We start from the raw sequence: 16027 nt of genomic DNA on the forward strand, positions 1-16027 counted from the left end.
GGCTGCGTCGCCCGGACCGCCGGCCGGCCTCAGAGGCCGTCGAACAGCGCCGAGGAGATGTAGCGCTCGGCGAAGGAGCAGGCGACCGTGACGATCCGCTTGCCACGGAAATCGGGACGCGCGGCGAGCTTCAGGGCCGCGGCCACGTTGCCGCCGGTGGAGATGCCGCCGGGGATGCCCTCGAGGCGCGACAGCTGGCGGGAGGTGTCGAAGGCCTCCTGGTTCGAGACCGTGATGACCTCGTCGATGATCGACTTGTCGAGGTTGTCCGGGATGAAGCCGGCGCCGATGCCCTGGATCTTGTGCGGGCCCGGTTGGCCGCCGGAGATCACCGGCGAGTCGGTGGGCTCGACCGCGACGATCTTCAGGCCGGGCAGGCGGGGCTTCAGCACCGAGCCGACGCCCGTGATGGTGCCGCCGGTGCCGACGCCGGCCACGAAGGCGTCGAGGTGGCCCTGGGTGTCGTTCCAGATCTCCTCGGCCGTGGTCTTGCGGTGGATCTCGGGGTTGGCCGGGTTCGAGAACTGCTGGGGCATGATCGCGCCCGGGATCTCGTTGAGGAGTTCCTCGGCCTTGGCGATGGCACCCTTCATGCCCTGCGGGCCGGGGGTGAGCGCGAGCTCGGCGCCGAGGAAGGCCAGCATCTTGCGGCGCTCCAGGGACATGGTCTCGGGCATCACCAGGATAAGGCGGTAGCCGCGCGCGGCCGCTACGAAGGCGAGGGCGATGCCGGTGTTGCCGGAGGTGGGCTCCACCAGCGTGCCGCCCGGCTTCAGCTTACCGGAGGCCTCGAGGGCGTCGATCATGTTGACGCCGATGCGGTCCTTCACGCTCGCGATCGGGTTGAAGAACTCGAGCTTCAGGAGAATCTCGGCGTCGACCCCGTGCTCCTTGGTGATGCGGTTCAGCCGCACCAGCGGGGTGTTGCCGATGGTCTCGGTGATCGAGCCGAAGATGTGGCCGTGGCCCGGCGTGCGGGTCGAGGCGGGGCTCTGGGACTCGGCCATAGATCTCTCCTGAACAGCGTGAGGCTTGCGTCTCGGCGGCCGGCGCAACGGCGCGCCGGACCTCGCCTGGAACGAACTCAGGGCCGGGAGATATCGTGTCGTTTCTGTCGAGGCAATCGACAAAGCCCGCGTATCAAAGACAAATCTTCTCTGTCGGCAATCGTGCCGCGGAGACGGAGTAGTCTTCTACTGTGAAGCGCGCGAACTAGAGAATTTGTTTCTCGATTCGGGCGCCGCCCCGACGGCGCCGCCGGATCAGTGCGTCAGCAGGGCGGCGCAGAGCATCACCATGGTGGCGACGACCGGGCTGGCGGTGACGATCATCGCGGCGCCCGCATGGAGCCCCTGGGGCCAGGCGTAGCGGGTCTCCTCGCGCAGGCCGGGCCGGAGGCCGTTGCTGCCGGTGGTCCATTCCACCCTGGTGCCCATCGCGTACTCCCCGTGCGCCGGAACGGCCGGCGGCGGGGACAGGAGGCACGGAGCGGCTTGAACGGCGGGTAAATCCGCGGCCGCGACCGCGGATCGTCGTCAACGGACGCTTAAAGGCGCCCGCAGCGGACCCGCCTCAGAGGGCGCGGTCGAAGCGCAGCTCGCCCTTCTGGCTCTTGATGACCAGCTGGGAGCCGACAAGATCCCACTGCCCGGCCGTGCGCAGGGCGATGAAGAAGTCCTGCTCGCTGGCGCCGAGGCCCTTGTCGCAGGGCTTCTTGGTCAGGGCGAGCGGGCCGACCGCGAGGTGCTGCTCCTTGAGCGGGAAGGCGGTGGCCGCGAAGGTGTTGCAGCCGCCGTAGCCGCGGGCGCGGTACTGCTTGTCGATCGTGAAGCTCGGGCGGTCGTTGCCGCCGAAGGGCTTGCCGTTCAGGCTCACCGCCGTCCAGGTGGCATCGAGGGGGAAGATCTTTTCCTGGGGCTTGGCCGCCGGGACGTACTGCTTCTTCTCGGGCTTCTCGCGGGCGTCGCGGCCGAAGCCCGTGACGTTGTTGCCCATCTGGGCGGTCGCTGCCGTGGTCATGGTCCCGGCCGCGATCGCGCCGGCTACCATGGCGATTCGGATCGCTCTCATCGTCTGGCCCCCCTTCAAGCGCGCTTCGCGTCGCGTCGAACGTTGCAACCTTGCCGGTCCCCTCGGAGCTCGACGCGGGTCGTGCGCGCGGAACCGCTCGGGATGGGACGGGCACTGCGGCCAATCGGATAAGATTCCAGCACAAATATGGTCAAGGCCGCGTGAGCGGGATTCGACGGGAAGCCGGCACGATCCCCCGTTAACCGTCCCCTGGGGCGGTTCGCATTGAACGAACCCGCCGGGCTGCCGTTGTCCCGGCGCAGCGAAACCAGGGAGTCGACAGGGTGACGGGATCGGACGAGGGAACCCCGAGCGGCCTGCAGCCGGCGGCATCGGGCCCGAACATCATCAGCCCCGCCCAGTCGCGGGCGGCCCGCGCCCTGCTGAACTGGTCCGAGGCCGACCTTGCGGGCAAGCTCGGGCTCGGCGCGGATTTCGTGCGCGACTTCGAATCGGGCGGCCGGGAGCAGCCCTCGGGGCAGATCGAGGCGCTGCGCAGCACGCTCATGGCCCACGGCGTGGTGTTCAGCCAGGAGGGCGGCTCGGCCGGGGTCCGCCTGAGCGAGCAGGGTCGCGGCGAGGGCACGCGGCTGGACGCCCTCACCACCGAGAACGACCGCTAGGGCCGGGGTCGCTCCGCGCCCTTGGCGAGGGCCTTCAGGTCGCGGGCCGGGTCGGCGGCCTCCTCGGGCGTCAGGGGCAGCCCGAGGCCCAGGATGCGCCGCGCCGCCATGTGGTCGGCCGGGCGGTCCACCGTCTCGACGCCGCTGAGGCGGCCCTGGCGGAAGCGGAAGACGGACAGGCCGCTCTCGGAACGGCGCACCACGCTGGAATCGTCGGGCCGCGTCAGGCCGGCGATCTGCAGCTTGTGCGGTCCCTGGTCGCTCCAGAACCAGGGCACCGCCGCGTAGGCGGCGGGATGTCCGGCGAGGCGGGCGGCGAGGCAGCGGCCCTGGTCGACGGCGTTCTGCACGGATTCGATGCGCACGGGCCGGCCCTCCGCGAAGCGGCTCGGGACGCGGGCGCAATCGCCGACCGCCGAGATCGCCGGGTCGGCCGTCGCCAGGAAGGCGTCGGCGTGGATGCCGTCGCCGACGGCGAGGCCCGCGGCCTCGGCCAGATCCTGGTTCGGCACCACGCCGATGCCGACGAGGACGAGGTCGGCCTCGACGGCCGATCCGTCGGCGAGGCGGACCCGGGCCACCCCGCCCGCCTCGCCCTCCAGCCCCGCGACGCCCGCCCCGAAGGCGAAGCGGATGCCGGCGCGGGAATGCGCCTGCGTGAAGAACGCGGCGGTCTCGGCCGAGACCGCCCGCGCCATCGGCCGGTCGGCGGCCTCGATCACCGTCACGGGGATGCCGGAGCCGGCGCAGAGGCCGGCGAATTCCAGGCCGATGAAGCCGGCGCCCACGATGGCGATGGCGCGTGCCGCGGCCCGGGCGGCCTTCAGCGCATCGGCATCGGCCAGCGAGCGCAGCTGGTGCACCCCCGCCAGGTCGGTGCCTGGCACCGGCAGCGCCCGGTTGCGCGCGCCGGTGGCCAGCACGAGGTGGTCGTAGGCCAGGGCGCCGCCGTCGCTGAGCCGGACCTGCCGCGCCGCCCGGTCGATCGCGGTGGCGGAGACGCCGGATCGCCGGGCGATGCGGTGGTCTTCGAAATAGGCGGCCGTCCGCAGGGTCAGGCCGGCCGCATCGGTCTTGCCGGCGAGGTAGGCCTTCGACAGGGGCGGACGCTGATAGGGCAGGCCCTCGTCGCCCAGCAGCGTGATCGGGTCGGCGAAGCCCGCCTCGCGCAGGGAGGCCGCCACCTGGAAGCCGGCCTGGCCCGCGCCGACGATGACGACACCGGATGCGCTCATGCTTCGAATTCCGCCGTGACGGGGGAGGGGCTCGGCGACAGCCGGAGCTGGGGCAGCCAGCGCCCGCCATCCTTGGCGATGTAGTCCCAGAACGATGCGGCCGCGGGCCCCAGCACCTTGTCGGCCCGGCGCACCGCGTACCAGTCGCGCCGGATCGGCAGGCCCTGGACGTCGAGGACCACGAGGCGCCCGCTCTCGAGCTCGGCCGCCACCGTGTGGGCCGAGATGAGGGCGATCCCGAGCCCGGCCATCACCGCCTGCTTGATGGTCTCGTTCGAGCCGGAATCGATCCCGAGCCGCGCGCGCTTGATCATGATCCCGGCCATGAACTCCTCGAACACCGTGCGGGTGCCGGAGCCCTCCTCGCGGACCAGGAAGGATTCCTGGGCGAGGTCGGCCCGGGTCAGCCCGGTGCGGCCGACGAAGGGATGATGGGGCCCCGCGATGATCACGATGGGGTGCGGACCGAAGATTTCGGCCTCGATGGCGAAATCCCGGGGCGGACGGCCCATGATGGCGAAATCGATCTCGTAGTTGCGCAGCGCCTCGACCATGTTGCCGCGGTTCCCCACCGTCAGGTTGATCTCCACCGCCGGGTGCAGCCCGATGAAGCCCGCGATCACCCCCGGCGCGAAGTACTTGGCCGTGGAGACCACGCCCATCGCCACCCGACCGCTGCTGCCGCCCTTGAGGGTTTCGAGGCGGTCGGCGCAGGTTTCCAGCACCGTGTTGATGCTGTTGATCGCCCAGAGCATTTCGCGGCCGGCATCCGTGGGTTTCAGGCCGGTGGGCGTCCGATCGAACAGCATCAGGCCCGCCTCCTCCTCCAGCTGGCGGATGCGGGCGTAGAGCGCGGCCGAGGTGACGTTGAGCTCCTGCGCGGCCCGGGTCATGGTGCCGAGACGGGCGACGGCGGCGACGGCCTGGAGCTGTTTGAGAGAGAGATTGCGCATTCGGCTTTTCTAGTTTTTTTGGAATCACCCGCAAGTTTTTTCAGAATTCTTTCGGTGATACCATGGGGGCCTTCGCGGCGCGGATGCCCCGCGGGCACTGGTGCCCGCGGGGGCACTCGTGCCAAGGGGCAGGATGCGACGATCCGAACCGGGGCGGCGCTCCGACCCGACGCCGGCGGCCGGGGCGCCGCCCCGGTTCGGCCGGGCCAACCGGCCGGGATTGAAAGAAGGACGGACATTCATGTCGACGGTGTCTCTGGAATTCGGGTCCACACTCGCGGACGGCCTCGCGGCGACGGTGGCGGCCGATGCACGGCTCGCCGACGCGGCGGCCGTGATCGCGGCCTGCGCCGAGGCGGCCGTCGATGTCAGCGAGGTGATCGGCCGGGGCATGCTCGGCGGCGCCGACCTCGCCGCCACGGGCGGGAACAACAGCGACGGCGACGTCCAGAAGGCCCTCGACGTCCTCGCCCACGAGCGCTTCACGCAAGCCCTGCGCGGCGCCCCAGTGGCGGTGGTGGCCTCGGAAGAGGCCGAGGGCATGATGCAGCTCAATCCCGGCGCGCCGCTGGCCGTCGCGATCGACCCGCTGGACGGCTCCTCCAACATCGGCGTCAACATGGCGGTGGGCTCGATCTTCGGCATCCGCCCCGTCGTGGCCGGCGCCGCGGACTCGATCGCCTCCTTCACCACCCCGGGCAGCGAGCAGATCGCCGCCGGCTTCGTCACCTACGGCCCGGCGACCTCCCTCGTCGTCACCCTCGGCCACGGCACGCAGATCTACACCCTGGACCGGGAGACGCGGACCTTCCGCCTCACGCATCCCCGCCTCGAGGTGGTGGCCTCGGCCAAGGAATACGCGATCAACGCCTCGAACGCCCGGAACTGGGACGGCCCGGTGAAGGCCTATATCGAGGATTGCCTGCGCGGCTCGGAGGGCCCGCTGGACAAGGACTTCAACATGCGCTGGCTCGGCTCGCTGGTGGCGGATGCCCAGCGGGTGCTCCTGCGCGGCGGCGTGTTCCTCTACCCCGGCGACAACCGGAAGGGCTACGCCCAGGGGCGCCTGCGCCTCCTCTACGAGGCCGCGCCCATCGCCATGCTGATGGAGCAGGCGGGGGCGGCCGCCATCGACGGCGAGCGCCGAATCCTCGACATCGGCGCCACCGGCATCCACGAGCGCGTGCCGCTGATCTTCGGCTCCCTCGACGAGGTCGCCTGCGTGGCGAAGTACTACGACGGCCGCAACGCCGCCGCCGGCCGCTCGCCCCTGTTCGGGCAGCGCGGCCTGATGCGCAGCTAGGCGCGCGCCCGGGACAGCACGCACATCCATGTCGGCGCGTCACCCCATCATCTCGGTCACCGGCTCCTCGGGGGCGGGGACCACCTCGGTCCGCAACACCTTCGAGCAGATCTTCCGGCGCGAGGACGTCAGCGCGGTCTATATCGAGGGCGATGCGTTCCACGCCTACGATCGGGACACCATGCGGCGGCTGATGGTCGAGGAGCCGACCCTCAGCCACTTCGCGCCGCGCGCCAACCTCCTGCCGGAGCTGGAGGAGGTGTTCCGGACCTACGGCGAATCCGGGGGCGGCCGCACGCGCCACTACGCCCACGACGCGGCGGACGCGGCCCATTACGGCACCGAGCCCGGCACCTTCACGGAATGGGAGGACTTCCCGCCCGGCTCGGACCTGCTGTTCTACGAGGGCCTGCACGGCTGCGTCGTCGACGACAACGTCGACATGGCCCGCTACGCCGACCTGAAGATCGGCGTGGTGCCGGTGATCAACCTCGAATGGATCCAGAAGCTGCACCGGGACCGCTCGTTCCGGGGCTACTCCACCGAGGCCGTCACCGACGTGATCCTGCGGCGGATGCCCGACTACGTGCAGACGATCTGCCCGCAATTCACCTGGACGGACATCAACTTCCAGCGGGTGCCGACGGTGGACACCTCGAACCCCTTCATCGCCCGCTGGATTCCCACGGCCGACGAATCGATGGTGGTGATCCGCTTCAAGGACCCGAAGGGCATCGACTTCTCCTATTTGATCTCGATGATCCAGGGCTCCTTCATGAGCCGCGCCAACTCCATCGTCATCCCGGGCGGCAAGCTCGACCTGGCCATGCAGCTCATCCTGACCCCGATCATCATGCAGCTCGTCGAGCGCAAGCGCCGCATGGCCTGAGCGCGGCCACAAGGCTCTAGAGGAACCCACCATGAACGGCCCGATCATCTCGCCCTCGATCCTCTCGGCGGATTTCGCCGCGCTCGGCGAGGAGGTGCGCGCGGTGTCCGAGGCCGGCGCCGACTGGATCCATCTCGACGTGATGGACGGGCACTTCGTGCCCAACCTCACCTTCGGCCCCGCGGTGATCAAGGCCCTGCGGCCGCACTCGGCCAAGCCCTTCGACGTGCACCTGATGATCGCGCCGGCCGATCCCTACCTCGCGGCCTTCGCGGAGGCCGGCGCCGACGCGATCTCGGTCCATGTCGAGGCCGGCCCGCACATCCACCGCTCGCTCCAGGCGATCCGGGCCCTCGGCAAGCGCGCCGGCATCGCCCTCAACCCGGGCACGCCGGCCTCGGCCGTCGAGCCGCTCCTCGACCTCGTCGACCTCGTCCTGGTGATGACGGTCAATCCCGGTTTCGGCGGCCAGAGCTTCATCCCCTCGACGCTCGAGACCATCCGGCGCATCCGGGCGATGACCGCCGGGCGGGCGATCGACATCGAGGTCGATGGCGGCATCGGCCCCGAGACCGTGGAGCTGGCCGCCCGCGCCGGCGCCAACGCCTTCGTGGCCGGCAACGCCGTCTTCAAGGGCGGGCCGGACGGCTACGCCGAGCGGATCGCCGCGATCCGGGCCGGTGCCGCGGAGGCCGGAGGCGGCCCCCTTTCATGCTGAGGGCGCTGATCTTCGACGTCGACGGGACGCTGGCCGAGACCGAGGACCTGCACCGGCAGGCCTTCAACGGCGCCTTCGCGGATCTCGGCCTGCCCTGGTCCTGGTCCCCGGCCCGCTACGCCGACCTCCTGACCGTGATGGGCGGCAAGGAGCGCCTGCGCCACTACGTCGAGACCGAGCATGCCGACGAGGTCGAGGCCCTGCGCCCGCGCATGGGCGAGATCCACGACTGCAAGACCCGCCGCTACGGCGACCTCGTGGAGGGCGGCAGCCTCGCCCTGCGCCCGGGGGTGGCGCGCCTGATCGCGGAGGCGCGGGGCGCCGGCATCCGGCTCGCGGTGGCCAGCACCACGAGCCGCCCCAACGTCGACACCCTGCTGCGGATCAACTTCCCGGCCGGCGACGTCCCCTTCGACGTCATCGCCTGCGGCGACGAGGCGGCGCGCAAGAAGCCGGCCCCCGACGTGTTCGACCTCGCGCTCGAGCGCCTCGGGGTCTCGGCCGCCGAGGCGGTGGCCTTCGAGGATTCCGCCGCCGGCATCCGCTCGGCCCTCGATGCGGGCCTGCCGGTGATCGCCACCCGCAGCCGCTACACCGAGAGCCACCGCCTCGACGGGGCGTTCTCGGCCGTCTCCGATCTCGGCGAGCCCGGCGCGCCGCACCGGCACCTCTCCGGCCATGTCTGGCCGGACGGCATCGTGACCCTGGGCGCCCTGCGCGACTGGCACGCGCGCCGCGCCGCCTGAGGCCGCGCCTCAGTCCCGTGCAGGCCGCGCCTCAGTCCCGTGCAGGCCGCGCCTCAGTCCCGTGGAGGCCGCTTGCCCAGCCGCTCCGGCGGCGCGCCCTCGGCGCGGGTCGGAAACAGCACCGCCCCGGCGACCGCCCCGATCACCCCCGCGATCCCGAGCCTAAGCCAGCGCGGTGCCGGACGGGTGCGTCCCCGGTCCGGCGCGGGGGCGCGCATATCGGTGGGGCGGGTCCCGGGGCGTCCCCGGTCGAGGGTTGGGCGCGTCATCGCCCCACGATAGCGCCGGCGCGCCGGATAGCCACCGGGAAGGCCGTGCGACCCGGCCCGGCGCGGGCCTCCACGCTGCGGCGCAGCGTTGTCATCGGCGTCGGCGGCGGCCTATAAGCCGGCCAATCCCTTTCCGTCCGGCATCGCGGACCCGCCGCCCCGGCACCTGGCCCTCGCGATCCGGCTTCGTTCCTACCAGTCTAGGGTCACGTCATGGCCGGCCATTCCCAGTTCAAGAACATCATGCACCGCAAGGGCCGCGTCGACGCGGTCCGCTCGAAGCTGTTCGGCAAGCTCGCGCGCGAGATCACGGTCGCGGCCAAGCTCGGCCTGCCCGACCCGGCGATGAACGCCCGCCTGCGCGCCGCCATCATCGCGGCCCGCGCCGAGAACGTGCCCAAGGACAACATCGAGCGCGCGATCAAGAAGGCGCAGGGCGCCGATGCGGAGAGCTACGACGAGATCCGCTACGAGGGCTACGGCCCCGGCGGCGCCGCGCTGATCGTCGAGGCCCAGACCGACAACCGCAACCGCACGGCCAGCGACGTGCGCTCGGCCTTCACCAAGTCCGGCGGCAGCCTCGCGGAGACGGGGGCCGTCTCCTTCATGTTCGACCATGTCGGCGTGGTGGAGTTCGACGCCAAGGTGGCGGATGCCGACACCATGCTGGAGGCCGCCATCGAGGCCGGCGCCGACGACGTGCGCTCGGACGAGGCCGGCCACGAGATTACCTGCGCCCAGGAGGCCTACGGCGAGGTCTCGAAGGCCCTGGAGGCCCGCTTCGGCGAGCCGCGCCGCACCGCCCTGGTCTGGAAGGCCCAGAACACCATCGAGGTCGACGACGAGACCGGCGAGAAGCTGATCCGCCTCGTCGAGGTGATCGAGGACCAGGACGACGTCCAGAACGTCTTCGTGAACTTCGCGCTCTCGGACGCCCTGATGGAGAAGCTCCAGGGCTGACCGGGGGCCGCCGTCAGGCGGCCTTCAGGGTCCCGAGGAACCGGTTCACCTCGGCGCCGAGGTGGTCGGCCTCCTGGGCCAGGTCCGACGCGGAGGCGAGGACGCGCGCTGCCGCCTCGCCCGTCTCTCCGGCCGAGCGGGCGACGCCGCCGATGGTGGCCGTGATGGCGCCGGTGCCGGTCGTCGCCTCGGCCACGTTCCGGATGATCTCCCGGGTCGCCGATCCCTGCTGGTCCACCGCCGCCGCGATGGCGTCGGCGGTCGCGCTCATGGTGCGGATCTGCCCGGCGATCGCCTCGATGGCCGTCACGGCCTCGCCGGTCGTGCCCCGGATCGCGTCGATCTGCTGCGTGATCTCCTCCGTTGCCCGGGCCGTCTGGTTGGCGAGTTCCTTGACCTCGGCGGCCACCACCGCGAAGCCCCGTCCGGCCTCGCCGGCGCGCGCGGCCTCGATGGTGGCGTTGAGCGCGAGCAGGTTGGTCTGGCCGGCGATGCCGGAGATCATCCCGACGACGTCGCCGATGCGGGCCGCCCCCGTGCTCAGGGCGTGAACCAGCTGCCCGGTGGCGTCGGCCTGGCCCACGGCGCCCTGCGCCATCCGCGCCGAATCCGCCACCTGCCGCCCGATCTCCTGCACCGAGGCGCCGAGTTCCTCGGCGGCCCCGGCCACCCGGTCGACGTTCCGCGCGGCCATCTCGGCGGCGTCGACCACGGACCCGGCCCGGCTCGCCGTGCCCTCCGCCGCCCCCGTCATGGTCCGTGCCGTTCCCTGCATCGCCGCCGCGGCCTGCGTGACCCGGGCCAGGATGCCGCCCACGGTCGATTCGAAATAATGCGCGGTCTGCTGCAGGGCCGCCCGGCGCTGCGCCTCGGCGCCGGCCCGCGCCAGGGCGGTCTCCGATTCCAGGACCTGCATGCGCTCCATCTGGGCCCGGATCGCGGATTCGGAGGCGGCCTGCGTCGCGAAGGCCGTCGTGATGGTGCGCGCGACCCAGGCCAGCACCCCCGTCTCGAGGACCAGGATGACGGCGTGGAGCACCACGCGCGCGAGGTCGGCGCTGCGGGTGCCGCCGGGGAAGATCAGCGCCGGCATCACGATGTTGAGGGCGAGATGGTGGCCCGCCACGGCCGCGGCGCAGGCCACCAGGATGGTCCAGTCGCACCACGCCACGATCACCGCCATGCAGGCGAAGAAGTACATGTGCAGGTCGATCTGCCAGGGATGCCCGGCCAGGGCCGAGAGCAGGATCGCCGCCATACCGATGAGCGAGAGGCTGCTGACCAGCCGCGTCGCCAGCCCGGTCGGCGCGCGCCGCCACGCCAGCGTGCTGAGCCCGGCCAGGAGGGCCGCGATCACCAGGGGGACGGTGAGCCCGTTGCCGGCGAGCCAGGCGCCGAGCGCGATCACCGGCAGGTGCAGCCAGAGGAAGGCGATGAGGAAGCGGCCGAAGGTCTGCCGAAGGCTGTCGAGGTTCGTCATCGCCGGGCTGTGTCCGTTGCGGAAATCAGGTCTGGGAGGAGGGCGTGCAGGCCGTGGCGAACCGGGCGTCGATCACCAGCCAGGCCCCGGAGGCGTAGAGGCGGGCGACGAGATCGGGCGATCCGGCCCGGACCACCAGGACGTTGCTCCGGCCGCCCAGGCGCAGGACGCTGGCGCCCGCCCGCGCCACGATGGCGGCGGCGTCCACCCCCGCAGGCGCGATCACCGCCACGGTCTCCGAGGCCGGGAAGGCCAGCACGCCGAGCGGCAGCACCAGGGTCGCGAGCACCGCGAGGCCCCCCGTGAGCCGGCTCGGACGATGGGAGGGGGCGATGTCGGCCACGAGGACAGCAATCCGATTCGAATTTGTCCTGTGTTAATACGGTGCGATAGGCTAAGAAGGCGTTACGGGAGGTGTTTGGTGCTCGCGCCGCCGCCGCTGTTCTGAATTCCGCGCCGGCCGAAATGTGGCTGCCGCTTCGACGCGGAGGAAAATCCGGACTGCACGGCAGGAGAACGGGCGCCCGTCGGCGAAATCTGTGCAGACAAGGACGAAGACAGACGACAACTGGTCGGAGCAAGCCGTTTCGGACCGATCCGCTTCGCCTCTTCTTCGGTCTTGGGTCGATCTGCGATCCGATGCCCCGGCGGGGTCCGCACCGGAACGCGCATTGGCATAACGCTCCGTTCACGGTATGTCCCTAACGCTCGGAACGGCGCGATGTCCGCGCCCGGAGCCGCGCCCTCATGATCGTGTCCGCATGACCGTTCCCGTCCGCATCCTCGGCATCGATCCGGGCCTGCGGCGCACCGGCTGGGGCGTCGTCACGGCCACGGGCACCAAGCTCGCCTACGTCGATTGCGGCGTCGTCACCTCGGACGGGGACCTGCCTCTCGCCCTGCGCCTGCGCGAGCTCTACGAGGGCATCACCCGCATCGTCGAGGCGTTCCAGCCCGACGAGGTCTCGGTCGAGGAGACCTTCGTCAACAAGGACGCGCAGGCCACGCTGAAGCTCGGCCATGCCCGCGCGGTGGCGCTGCTGGTCCCGGCGCTCGCCGGCATGCCGGTGTTCGAGTACTCGGCCAACCTGATCAAGAAGACGGTCGCGGGCTCGGGACACGCCGAGAAGGTGCAGATCCAGGCCATGGTGAAGTTCCTGCTGCCGAAGGCCGAGTTCAAGGTCGCCGACGCCGCGGACGCCCTGGCCATCGCCATCACCCACAACAGCCATCGCGGCGCCCATGCCCTGAAGCGCCAGCACGTCCCCGTGGCCGGCACCAGCAGCCTGGCGGCGGCCCGCATCGCGGCGGCCCTGGCGCGGGGCTGAACCTCCGCCGATCCATGCCTCTCCTGTGCCCCGGACGGTCCGGGCCCTGGACGCACTGGACCCTGGACAGTCCGGGCCCGCCCGTGCAGGTCCTCGCCTCGGAACCTGCCGGACGGAGAGCGAGTGGAATGGCCGACCCTGGGGCGACGCGCCCGACGCTGCCGATCGGCGACATCCTGCGCGATGCCGCGGCCTCCGGGCTGCGCTCGGTCCGCGCCCTCGGCCCGGCCACTACGGTCGCGTTCCTCCTCGTCCTGGCCAAGGAGGCCGCCCACACGCTGATGGGCGATCCGACACGGGCCGCCCGCTTCCAGGAGGACGTCTTCCTCGTCGATTGCGCCTGCACGATCCTGCTCGCGCCCTACTGGATGGCCCTGTTCCGGCACATCCTCGGCGCCGGCGGCTCCGTGCGCGACGTCGTCGAGGGCCGGGCCGGCCCGGTGGGGGACTTCCTCGCCCTCGAGGTGTTCTGGCTCCTGGTCAGCGGCCTGCTCGACCGTGTGCTCTCGCCGGACCTGCTCGGGCCGGGCCGGGTGGCCTTCGGCTTCTCGGCCTGGATCGCCCTCCTGCTTCTGCAGATCTGGACCAGCATGCTGGCGCCCGCCCTGGCTGTGGGCGCCCCGGACGCGACCCTGCGCGCGGTGTTCGCGATGACGCGCGGATCGGCCGCCCGCATCGCGCTGATCCTCGTGGCGACGATCCTGCCCCTCGGCCTGCTCGACCGCATGCTGCACGCGCCCGAGCGCTCCGGGGCCGACCTGCCGCCCTTCGTGCTGGCGGTCCGGATCCTCGCCTCGGGCCTCATCGGCATGGCCCTGCTCGTCCTGGTGACGGCGCTGCTCGCCGAGATCTACCGGCGGCTGCGGGCGCCGGAGCGCGGCCTCACTCCACGGCCTTGAACTCGCCCTCGAGCCGCAGGGAGACGTCGTCGCCCAGGAGCGGCAGGAAGGCGCTGATGCCGAAATCCGAGCGCTTGATCACCGTGCGCCCGTCGAAGCCGACCGTGTAGGCCTTGTTCACCGGGTTGATCCCGGCCTGATTGAAGGTGGCGTCGAAGGCGACCGGCTTCGTCACGCCCTTGAGGGTCAGGTCGCCGGTGATGCGCGCGGTGGTCGGGCTCGTCGGCTCGATGCCGGTCGCCGTGAAGGTGGCCTTGGGGAATTTCGCGGTGTCGAAGAAGTCGGGCGACTTCAGGTGCTGGTTGAGCCGGTCGTTCAGCCCGTTGACGCTGTCGGTGCCGATGGTGACCGTGAGGGTGGATTTCGCCGGCTCCTTCGGGTCGAGCACCGCCTGCGCGGTCACGTCGGTGATCTGCCCGTAATAGGTCGAGAAGCCGAGATGGCTGACCGACCAGGTGATCTTGCCGTGGGCGGAATCGAGGACGTAGGCGCCCGGGCGCACCTGCGTCGGGTCGCTGGAGGGCGCGGCGGGCGGCGCGGCGGCCGGGGTCTCCGCCGCCGCGAGCGGGCCGGCGGTGAGCAGAAGCCCGAAGGCGAGGAGCAGCGCGGTCTGGCGCATCGAGGCGGTCATCCGTGTGTGTCGGGCGGGGGGCCTTTGATTTCACGAACGCCGCGCGGCCTCAAGGCGGCACCGGTGCCGGCCGCGGGCGCCGTCGGTGTCGCGACGGAGCACATGGCGCTCGCGCCCGACCCCCTGTAGGCAATCCGCCGACGGATGGGCATCCGGCGGCGCGAGGGATGGGCGAGGCGATGATCGGCAAGCTGAAGGGCGTGGTGGATTCCTATGGCGAGGATTTCGTGATCCTCGACGTGCAGGGCGTCGGCTACGTGGTCCATTGCTCCGCCCGGACGCTGCAGCGCCTGCCCGGCATCGGCGAGGCGGCGGACCTCGCCATCGAGACCCATGTCCGCGAGGACATGATCCGGCTCTACGGCTTCCGCTCGGATGCCGAGCGCGAGTGGTTCCGCCTGCTCCAGACCGTGCAGGGGGTGGGGAGCAAGGTGGCGCTCGGCCTGCTCTCGGTGCTCGAACCCGGGGCCCTCGCCTCGGCCATCGCCATGGGCGACAAGGGCGCGGTGGCGCGGGCGCCCGGCGTCGGCCCGCGCCTCGCGGCGCGCCTCGTGGCGGAGCTGAAGGACAAGGCACCGGCCTTCGCGCCCATCGATCCCGCGGTGATCGCGCTCTCCGGCGCGGTCGAGGCCCGCACCGCGCCGCAGCCCGTCGCCGACGCCATCTCCGCCCTGGTCAATCTCGGCTACGCCCCCGTCCAGGCCTCGGCCGCCATCGCCGAGGCCCTCAAGAACGCGGGCGAGGGCGCCGAGGCCAAGACCCTGATCCGGCTCGGATTGCGCGAACTCGCCCGCTGAGGGCGGCCGCGATCCCTTGTGCGCGACGCGATTGTGCCCTTGATCCTCGCGCGCCCGGTTGCCAGTTGAGAGGAACGACGCTAACCTGCTGAAAGTAAAGCAGTTTTCAATTGTTCTAATCTAGTCGACAATTCGATGTCCGGGCTCAGCTTTTGCGCTTCGGCATCGGTACCGCCTCAGATTCGACGAAGTGGCCGGGTGGAAACCCATCCGGCGGCCTCACCCCACGGCACGAGCCACGCACGAGTCACGGTCCCGCATGATCGTCTGTTCCTGCAACGTCCTGTCCGATCGCGCGGTGCGCGCCTGCCTGCATCGCGGCCCGGATTGCCCGCGCACGCCGGCCCAGGTCCAGGCCTGCCTCGGATGCAGCCCGAAATGCGGGCGCTGCGCCCGCACCATCCGCGGCATCCTGCAGAACGCCCTCGAAAACGCCCTCGATGAGGCCGCGCATGCGTGCACGGCGACTTGCGCGAGCTCCTGTAGTTTGGTCAAGGTCCAGGCTGCGGAGGAGGGGATCGCCGCCTGAGCGCCCATTCCGGGTGCTGAAGCTCCCCTCCGGCAGAACGTGCCTCAAGGGAGATTGGGCGGATGAAGGGTGATGCGAAGGTCGTCGAGTACCTCAATCGGGGACTGCGCAGCGAGCTCACGGCGGTCAGCCAGTACTGGCTCCATTTCCGCATGCTCAACGACTGGGGTTACATCGAGCTCGCCAAGTTCTGGCGCAAGGAATCCATCGAAGAGATGAACCACGCGGATCGGTTCGTCGACCGGATCCTGTTCCTCGACGGCTTCCCCAACCTGCAGGAACTCGATCCCCTGCGGATCGGCCAGAACGTCCAGGAGATCATCGAGTGCGATCTCGCCGCCGAGAACGAGGCGCGCGCGCTCTATCTCGAGGCGGCCAAGTACTGCGATTCGATCAACGACCGGGTGTCGAAGCGCCTGTTCGAGGACCTGGCCGAGGACGAGGAGGGCCATATCGACTTCCTCGAGACGCAGCTGGAGCTGATCGGCCAGGTCGGCCTGCCGCTCTATGCCCAGAAGCATATCGGCGGCCTGGAGCCGATCGCTCCCGAAGCCGAATAAAGGTCGGAAGGATTGGGCGCCGGGCTTCGAGGCCCGG

19 protein-coding genes are annotated in these 16027 nt (G+C 71.0%); 11 read left to right on the plus strand and 8 right to left on the minus strand.

Annotated features, from left to right (window positions below):
• Positions 1-29 precede the first annotated feature (29 nt).
• The 3 genes from cysK to ACXJY8_RS20415 all read right to left on the minus strand — a co-directional run bounded on the left by cysK (position 30) and on the right by ACXJY8_RS20415 (position 2070).
• Positions 30-1007, minus strand: coding sequence for a cysteine synthase A (gene cysK, locus ACXJY8_RS20405; RefSeq protein WP_463772898.1), 978 nt, complete (start codon positions 1005-1007; stop codon positions 30-32).
• A gap of 255 nt (positions 1008-1262) precedes the next feature.
• Entirely contained in the window at positions 1263-1436 is a 174-nt protein-coding gene (locus ACXJY8_RS20410) for a hypothetical protein (RefSeq protein WP_463772900.1), read from the minus strand.
• Between the two features lie 136 nt (positions 1437-1572).
• Complete coding sequence (locus ACXJY8_RS20415) at positions 1573-2070, minus strand: META domain-containing protein (protein ID WP_463772903.1); 498 nt, start codon at positions 2068-2070, stop codon at positions 1573-1575.
• 284 nt (positions 2071-2354) lie between these two features.
• On the opposite strand from ACXJY8_RS20415, the gene ACXJY8_RS20420 reads away from it, so the two are divergent.
• A complete protein-coding gene (locus ACXJY8_RS20420) occupies positions 2355-2693 on the plus strand; it encodes a helix-turn-helix domain-containing protein (protein WP_463772907.1) in 339 nt (112 codons plus the stop codon).
• Here the strand turns inward: ACXJY8_RS20420 and ACXJY8_RS20425 are convergent.
• Both ACXJY8_RS20425 and ACXJY8_RS20430 read right to left on the minus strand, forming a co-directional pair.
• Complete coding sequence (locus tag ACXJY8_RS20425; RefSeq protein ID WP_463772911.1) at positions 2690-3928, minus strand: NAD(P)/FAD-dependent oxidoreductase; 1239 nt, start codon at positions 3926-3928, stop codon at positions 2690-2692. The genes ACXJY8_RS20420 and ACXJY8_RS20425 overlap by 4 nt on opposite strands.
• Positions 3925-4881 carry a LysR family transcriptional regulator gene (locus tag ACXJY8_RS20430; RefSeq protein WP_463772914.1) on the minus strand — a complete coding sequence of 319 codons (957 nt, stop codon included), beginning with the start codon at positions 4879-4881 and terminating at the stop codon, positions 3925-3927. Before ACXJY8_RS20430 ends, ACXJY8_RS20425 begins: the two co-directional genes overlap by 4 nt.
• A 241-nt stretch (positions 4882-5122) precedes the next feature.
• Between ACXJY8_RS20430 and ACXJY8_RS20435 the strand changes: the two genes are divergently transcribed.
• From ACXJY8_RS20435 to ACXJY8_RS20455, 5 genes are all read left to right on the plus strand, one after another.
• On the plus strand, positions 5123-6184 hold the full coding sequence (locus tag ACXJY8_RS20435) for a class 1 fructose-bisphosphatase (RefSeq protein WP_463772916.1): 1062 nt from the start codon (positions 5123-5125) through the stop codon (positions 6182-6184).
• A gap of 28 nt (positions 6185-6212) precedes the next feature.
• Positions 6213-7073 (plus strand): phosphoribulokinase, encoded by an 861-nt coding sequence (locus tag ACXJY8_RS20440; RefSeq protein WP_463772918.1) that lies wholly within the window; start codon positions 6213-6215, stop codon positions 7071-7073.
• Between the two features lie 31 nt (positions 7074-7104).
• Positions 7105-7791: a ribulose-phosphate 3-epimerase gene (gene rpe, locus ACXJY8_RS20445; RefSeq protein WP_463772922.1), complete on the plus strand. Its 687-nt coding sequence runs from the start codon at positions 7105-7107 to the stop codon at positions 7789-7791.
• Positions 7785-8537 (plus strand): HAD-IA family hydrolase, encoded by a 753-nt coding sequence (locus ACXJY8_RS20450; protein ID WP_463772924.1) that lies wholly within the window; start codon positions 7785-7787, stop codon positions 8535-8537. The genes rpe and ACXJY8_RS20450 overlap by 7 nt, the downstream gene beginning before the upstream one ends.
• Before the next feature lie 482 nt (positions 8538-9019).
• Positions 9020-9766, plus strand: coding sequence for a YebC/PmpR family DNA-binding transcriptional regulator (locus ACXJY8_RS20455; protein ID WP_463772927.1), 747 nt, complete (start codon positions 9020-9022; stop codon positions 9764-9766).
• Between the two features lie 13 nt (positions 9767-9779).
• Here ACXJY8_RS20455 and ACXJY8_RS20460 read toward each other — a convergent pair whose 3' ends face one another.
• Both ACXJY8_RS20460 and ACXJY8_RS20465 read right to left on the minus strand, forming a co-directional pair.
• Entirely contained in the window at positions 9780-11246 is a 1467-nt protein-coding gene (locus ACXJY8_RS20460; RefSeq protein WP_463772930.1) for a methyl-accepting chemotaxis protein, read from the minus strand.
• Between the two features lie 25 nt (positions 11247-11271).
• Positions 11272-11589 carry a hypothetical protein gene (locus tag ACXJY8_RS20465; RefSeq protein WP_463772933.1) on the minus strand — a complete coding sequence of 106 codons (318 nt, stop codon included), beginning with the start codon at positions 11587-11589 and terminating at the stop codon, positions 11272-11274.
• A 418-nt stretch (positions 11590-12007) separates the two neighbouring features.
• On the opposite strand from ACXJY8_RS20465, the gene ruvC reads away from it, so the two are divergent.
• Complete coding sequence (gene ruvC, locus ACXJY8_RS20470; protein ID WP_463772939.1) at positions 12008-12574, plus strand: crossover junction endodeoxyribonuclease RuvC; 567 nt, start codon at positions 12008-12010, stop codon at positions 12572-12574.
• Between the two features lie 128 nt (positions 12575-12702).
• A complete protein-coding gene (locus ACXJY8_RS20475) occupies positions 12703-13473 on the plus strand; it encodes a hypothetical protein (RefSeq protein ID WP_463772941.1) in 771 nt (256 codons plus the stop codon).
• On the opposite strand, the gene ACXJY8_RS20480 is transcribed toward ACXJY8_RS20475, so the two are convergent.
• Positions 13457-14104: a YceI family protein gene (locus ACXJY8_RS20480; protein WP_463772943.1), complete on the minus strand. Its 648-nt coding sequence runs from the start codon at positions 14102-14104 to the stop codon at positions 13457-13459. The genes ACXJY8_RS20475 and ACXJY8_RS20480 overlap by 17 nt on opposite strands.
• A 179-nt stretch (positions 14105-14283) precedes the next feature.
• On the opposite strand from ACXJY8_RS20480, the gene ruvA reads away from it, so the two are divergent.
• The 3 genes from ruvA to bfr all read left to right on the plus strand — a co-directional run bounded on the left by ruvA (position 14284) and on the right by bfr (position 15990).
• Positions 14284-14901 carry a Holliday junction branch migration protein RuvA gene (gene ruvA, locus ACXJY8_RS20485; RefSeq protein ID WP_056215331.1) on the plus strand — a complete coding sequence of 206 codons (618 nt, stop codon included), beginning with the start codon at positions 14284-14286 and terminating at the stop codon, positions 14899-14901.
• A gap of 259 nt (positions 14902-15160) precedes the next feature.
• Entirely contained in the window at positions 15161-15430 is a 270-nt protein-coding gene (locus ACXJY8_RS20490) for a (2Fe-2S)-binding protein (protein ID WP_463772946.1), read from the plus strand.
• A 62-nt stretch (positions 15431-15492) separates the two neighbouring features.
• Positions 15493-15990, plus strand: a complete 498-nt coding sequence (bfr, locus tag ACXJY8_RS20495; RefSeq protein ID WP_463772950.1) for a bacterioferritin — start codon at positions 15493-15495, stop codon at positions 15988-15990.
• Positions 15991-16027 lie beyond the last annotated feature (37 nt).

Source organism: Methylobacterium sp. TK31 (assembly GCF_055361545.1).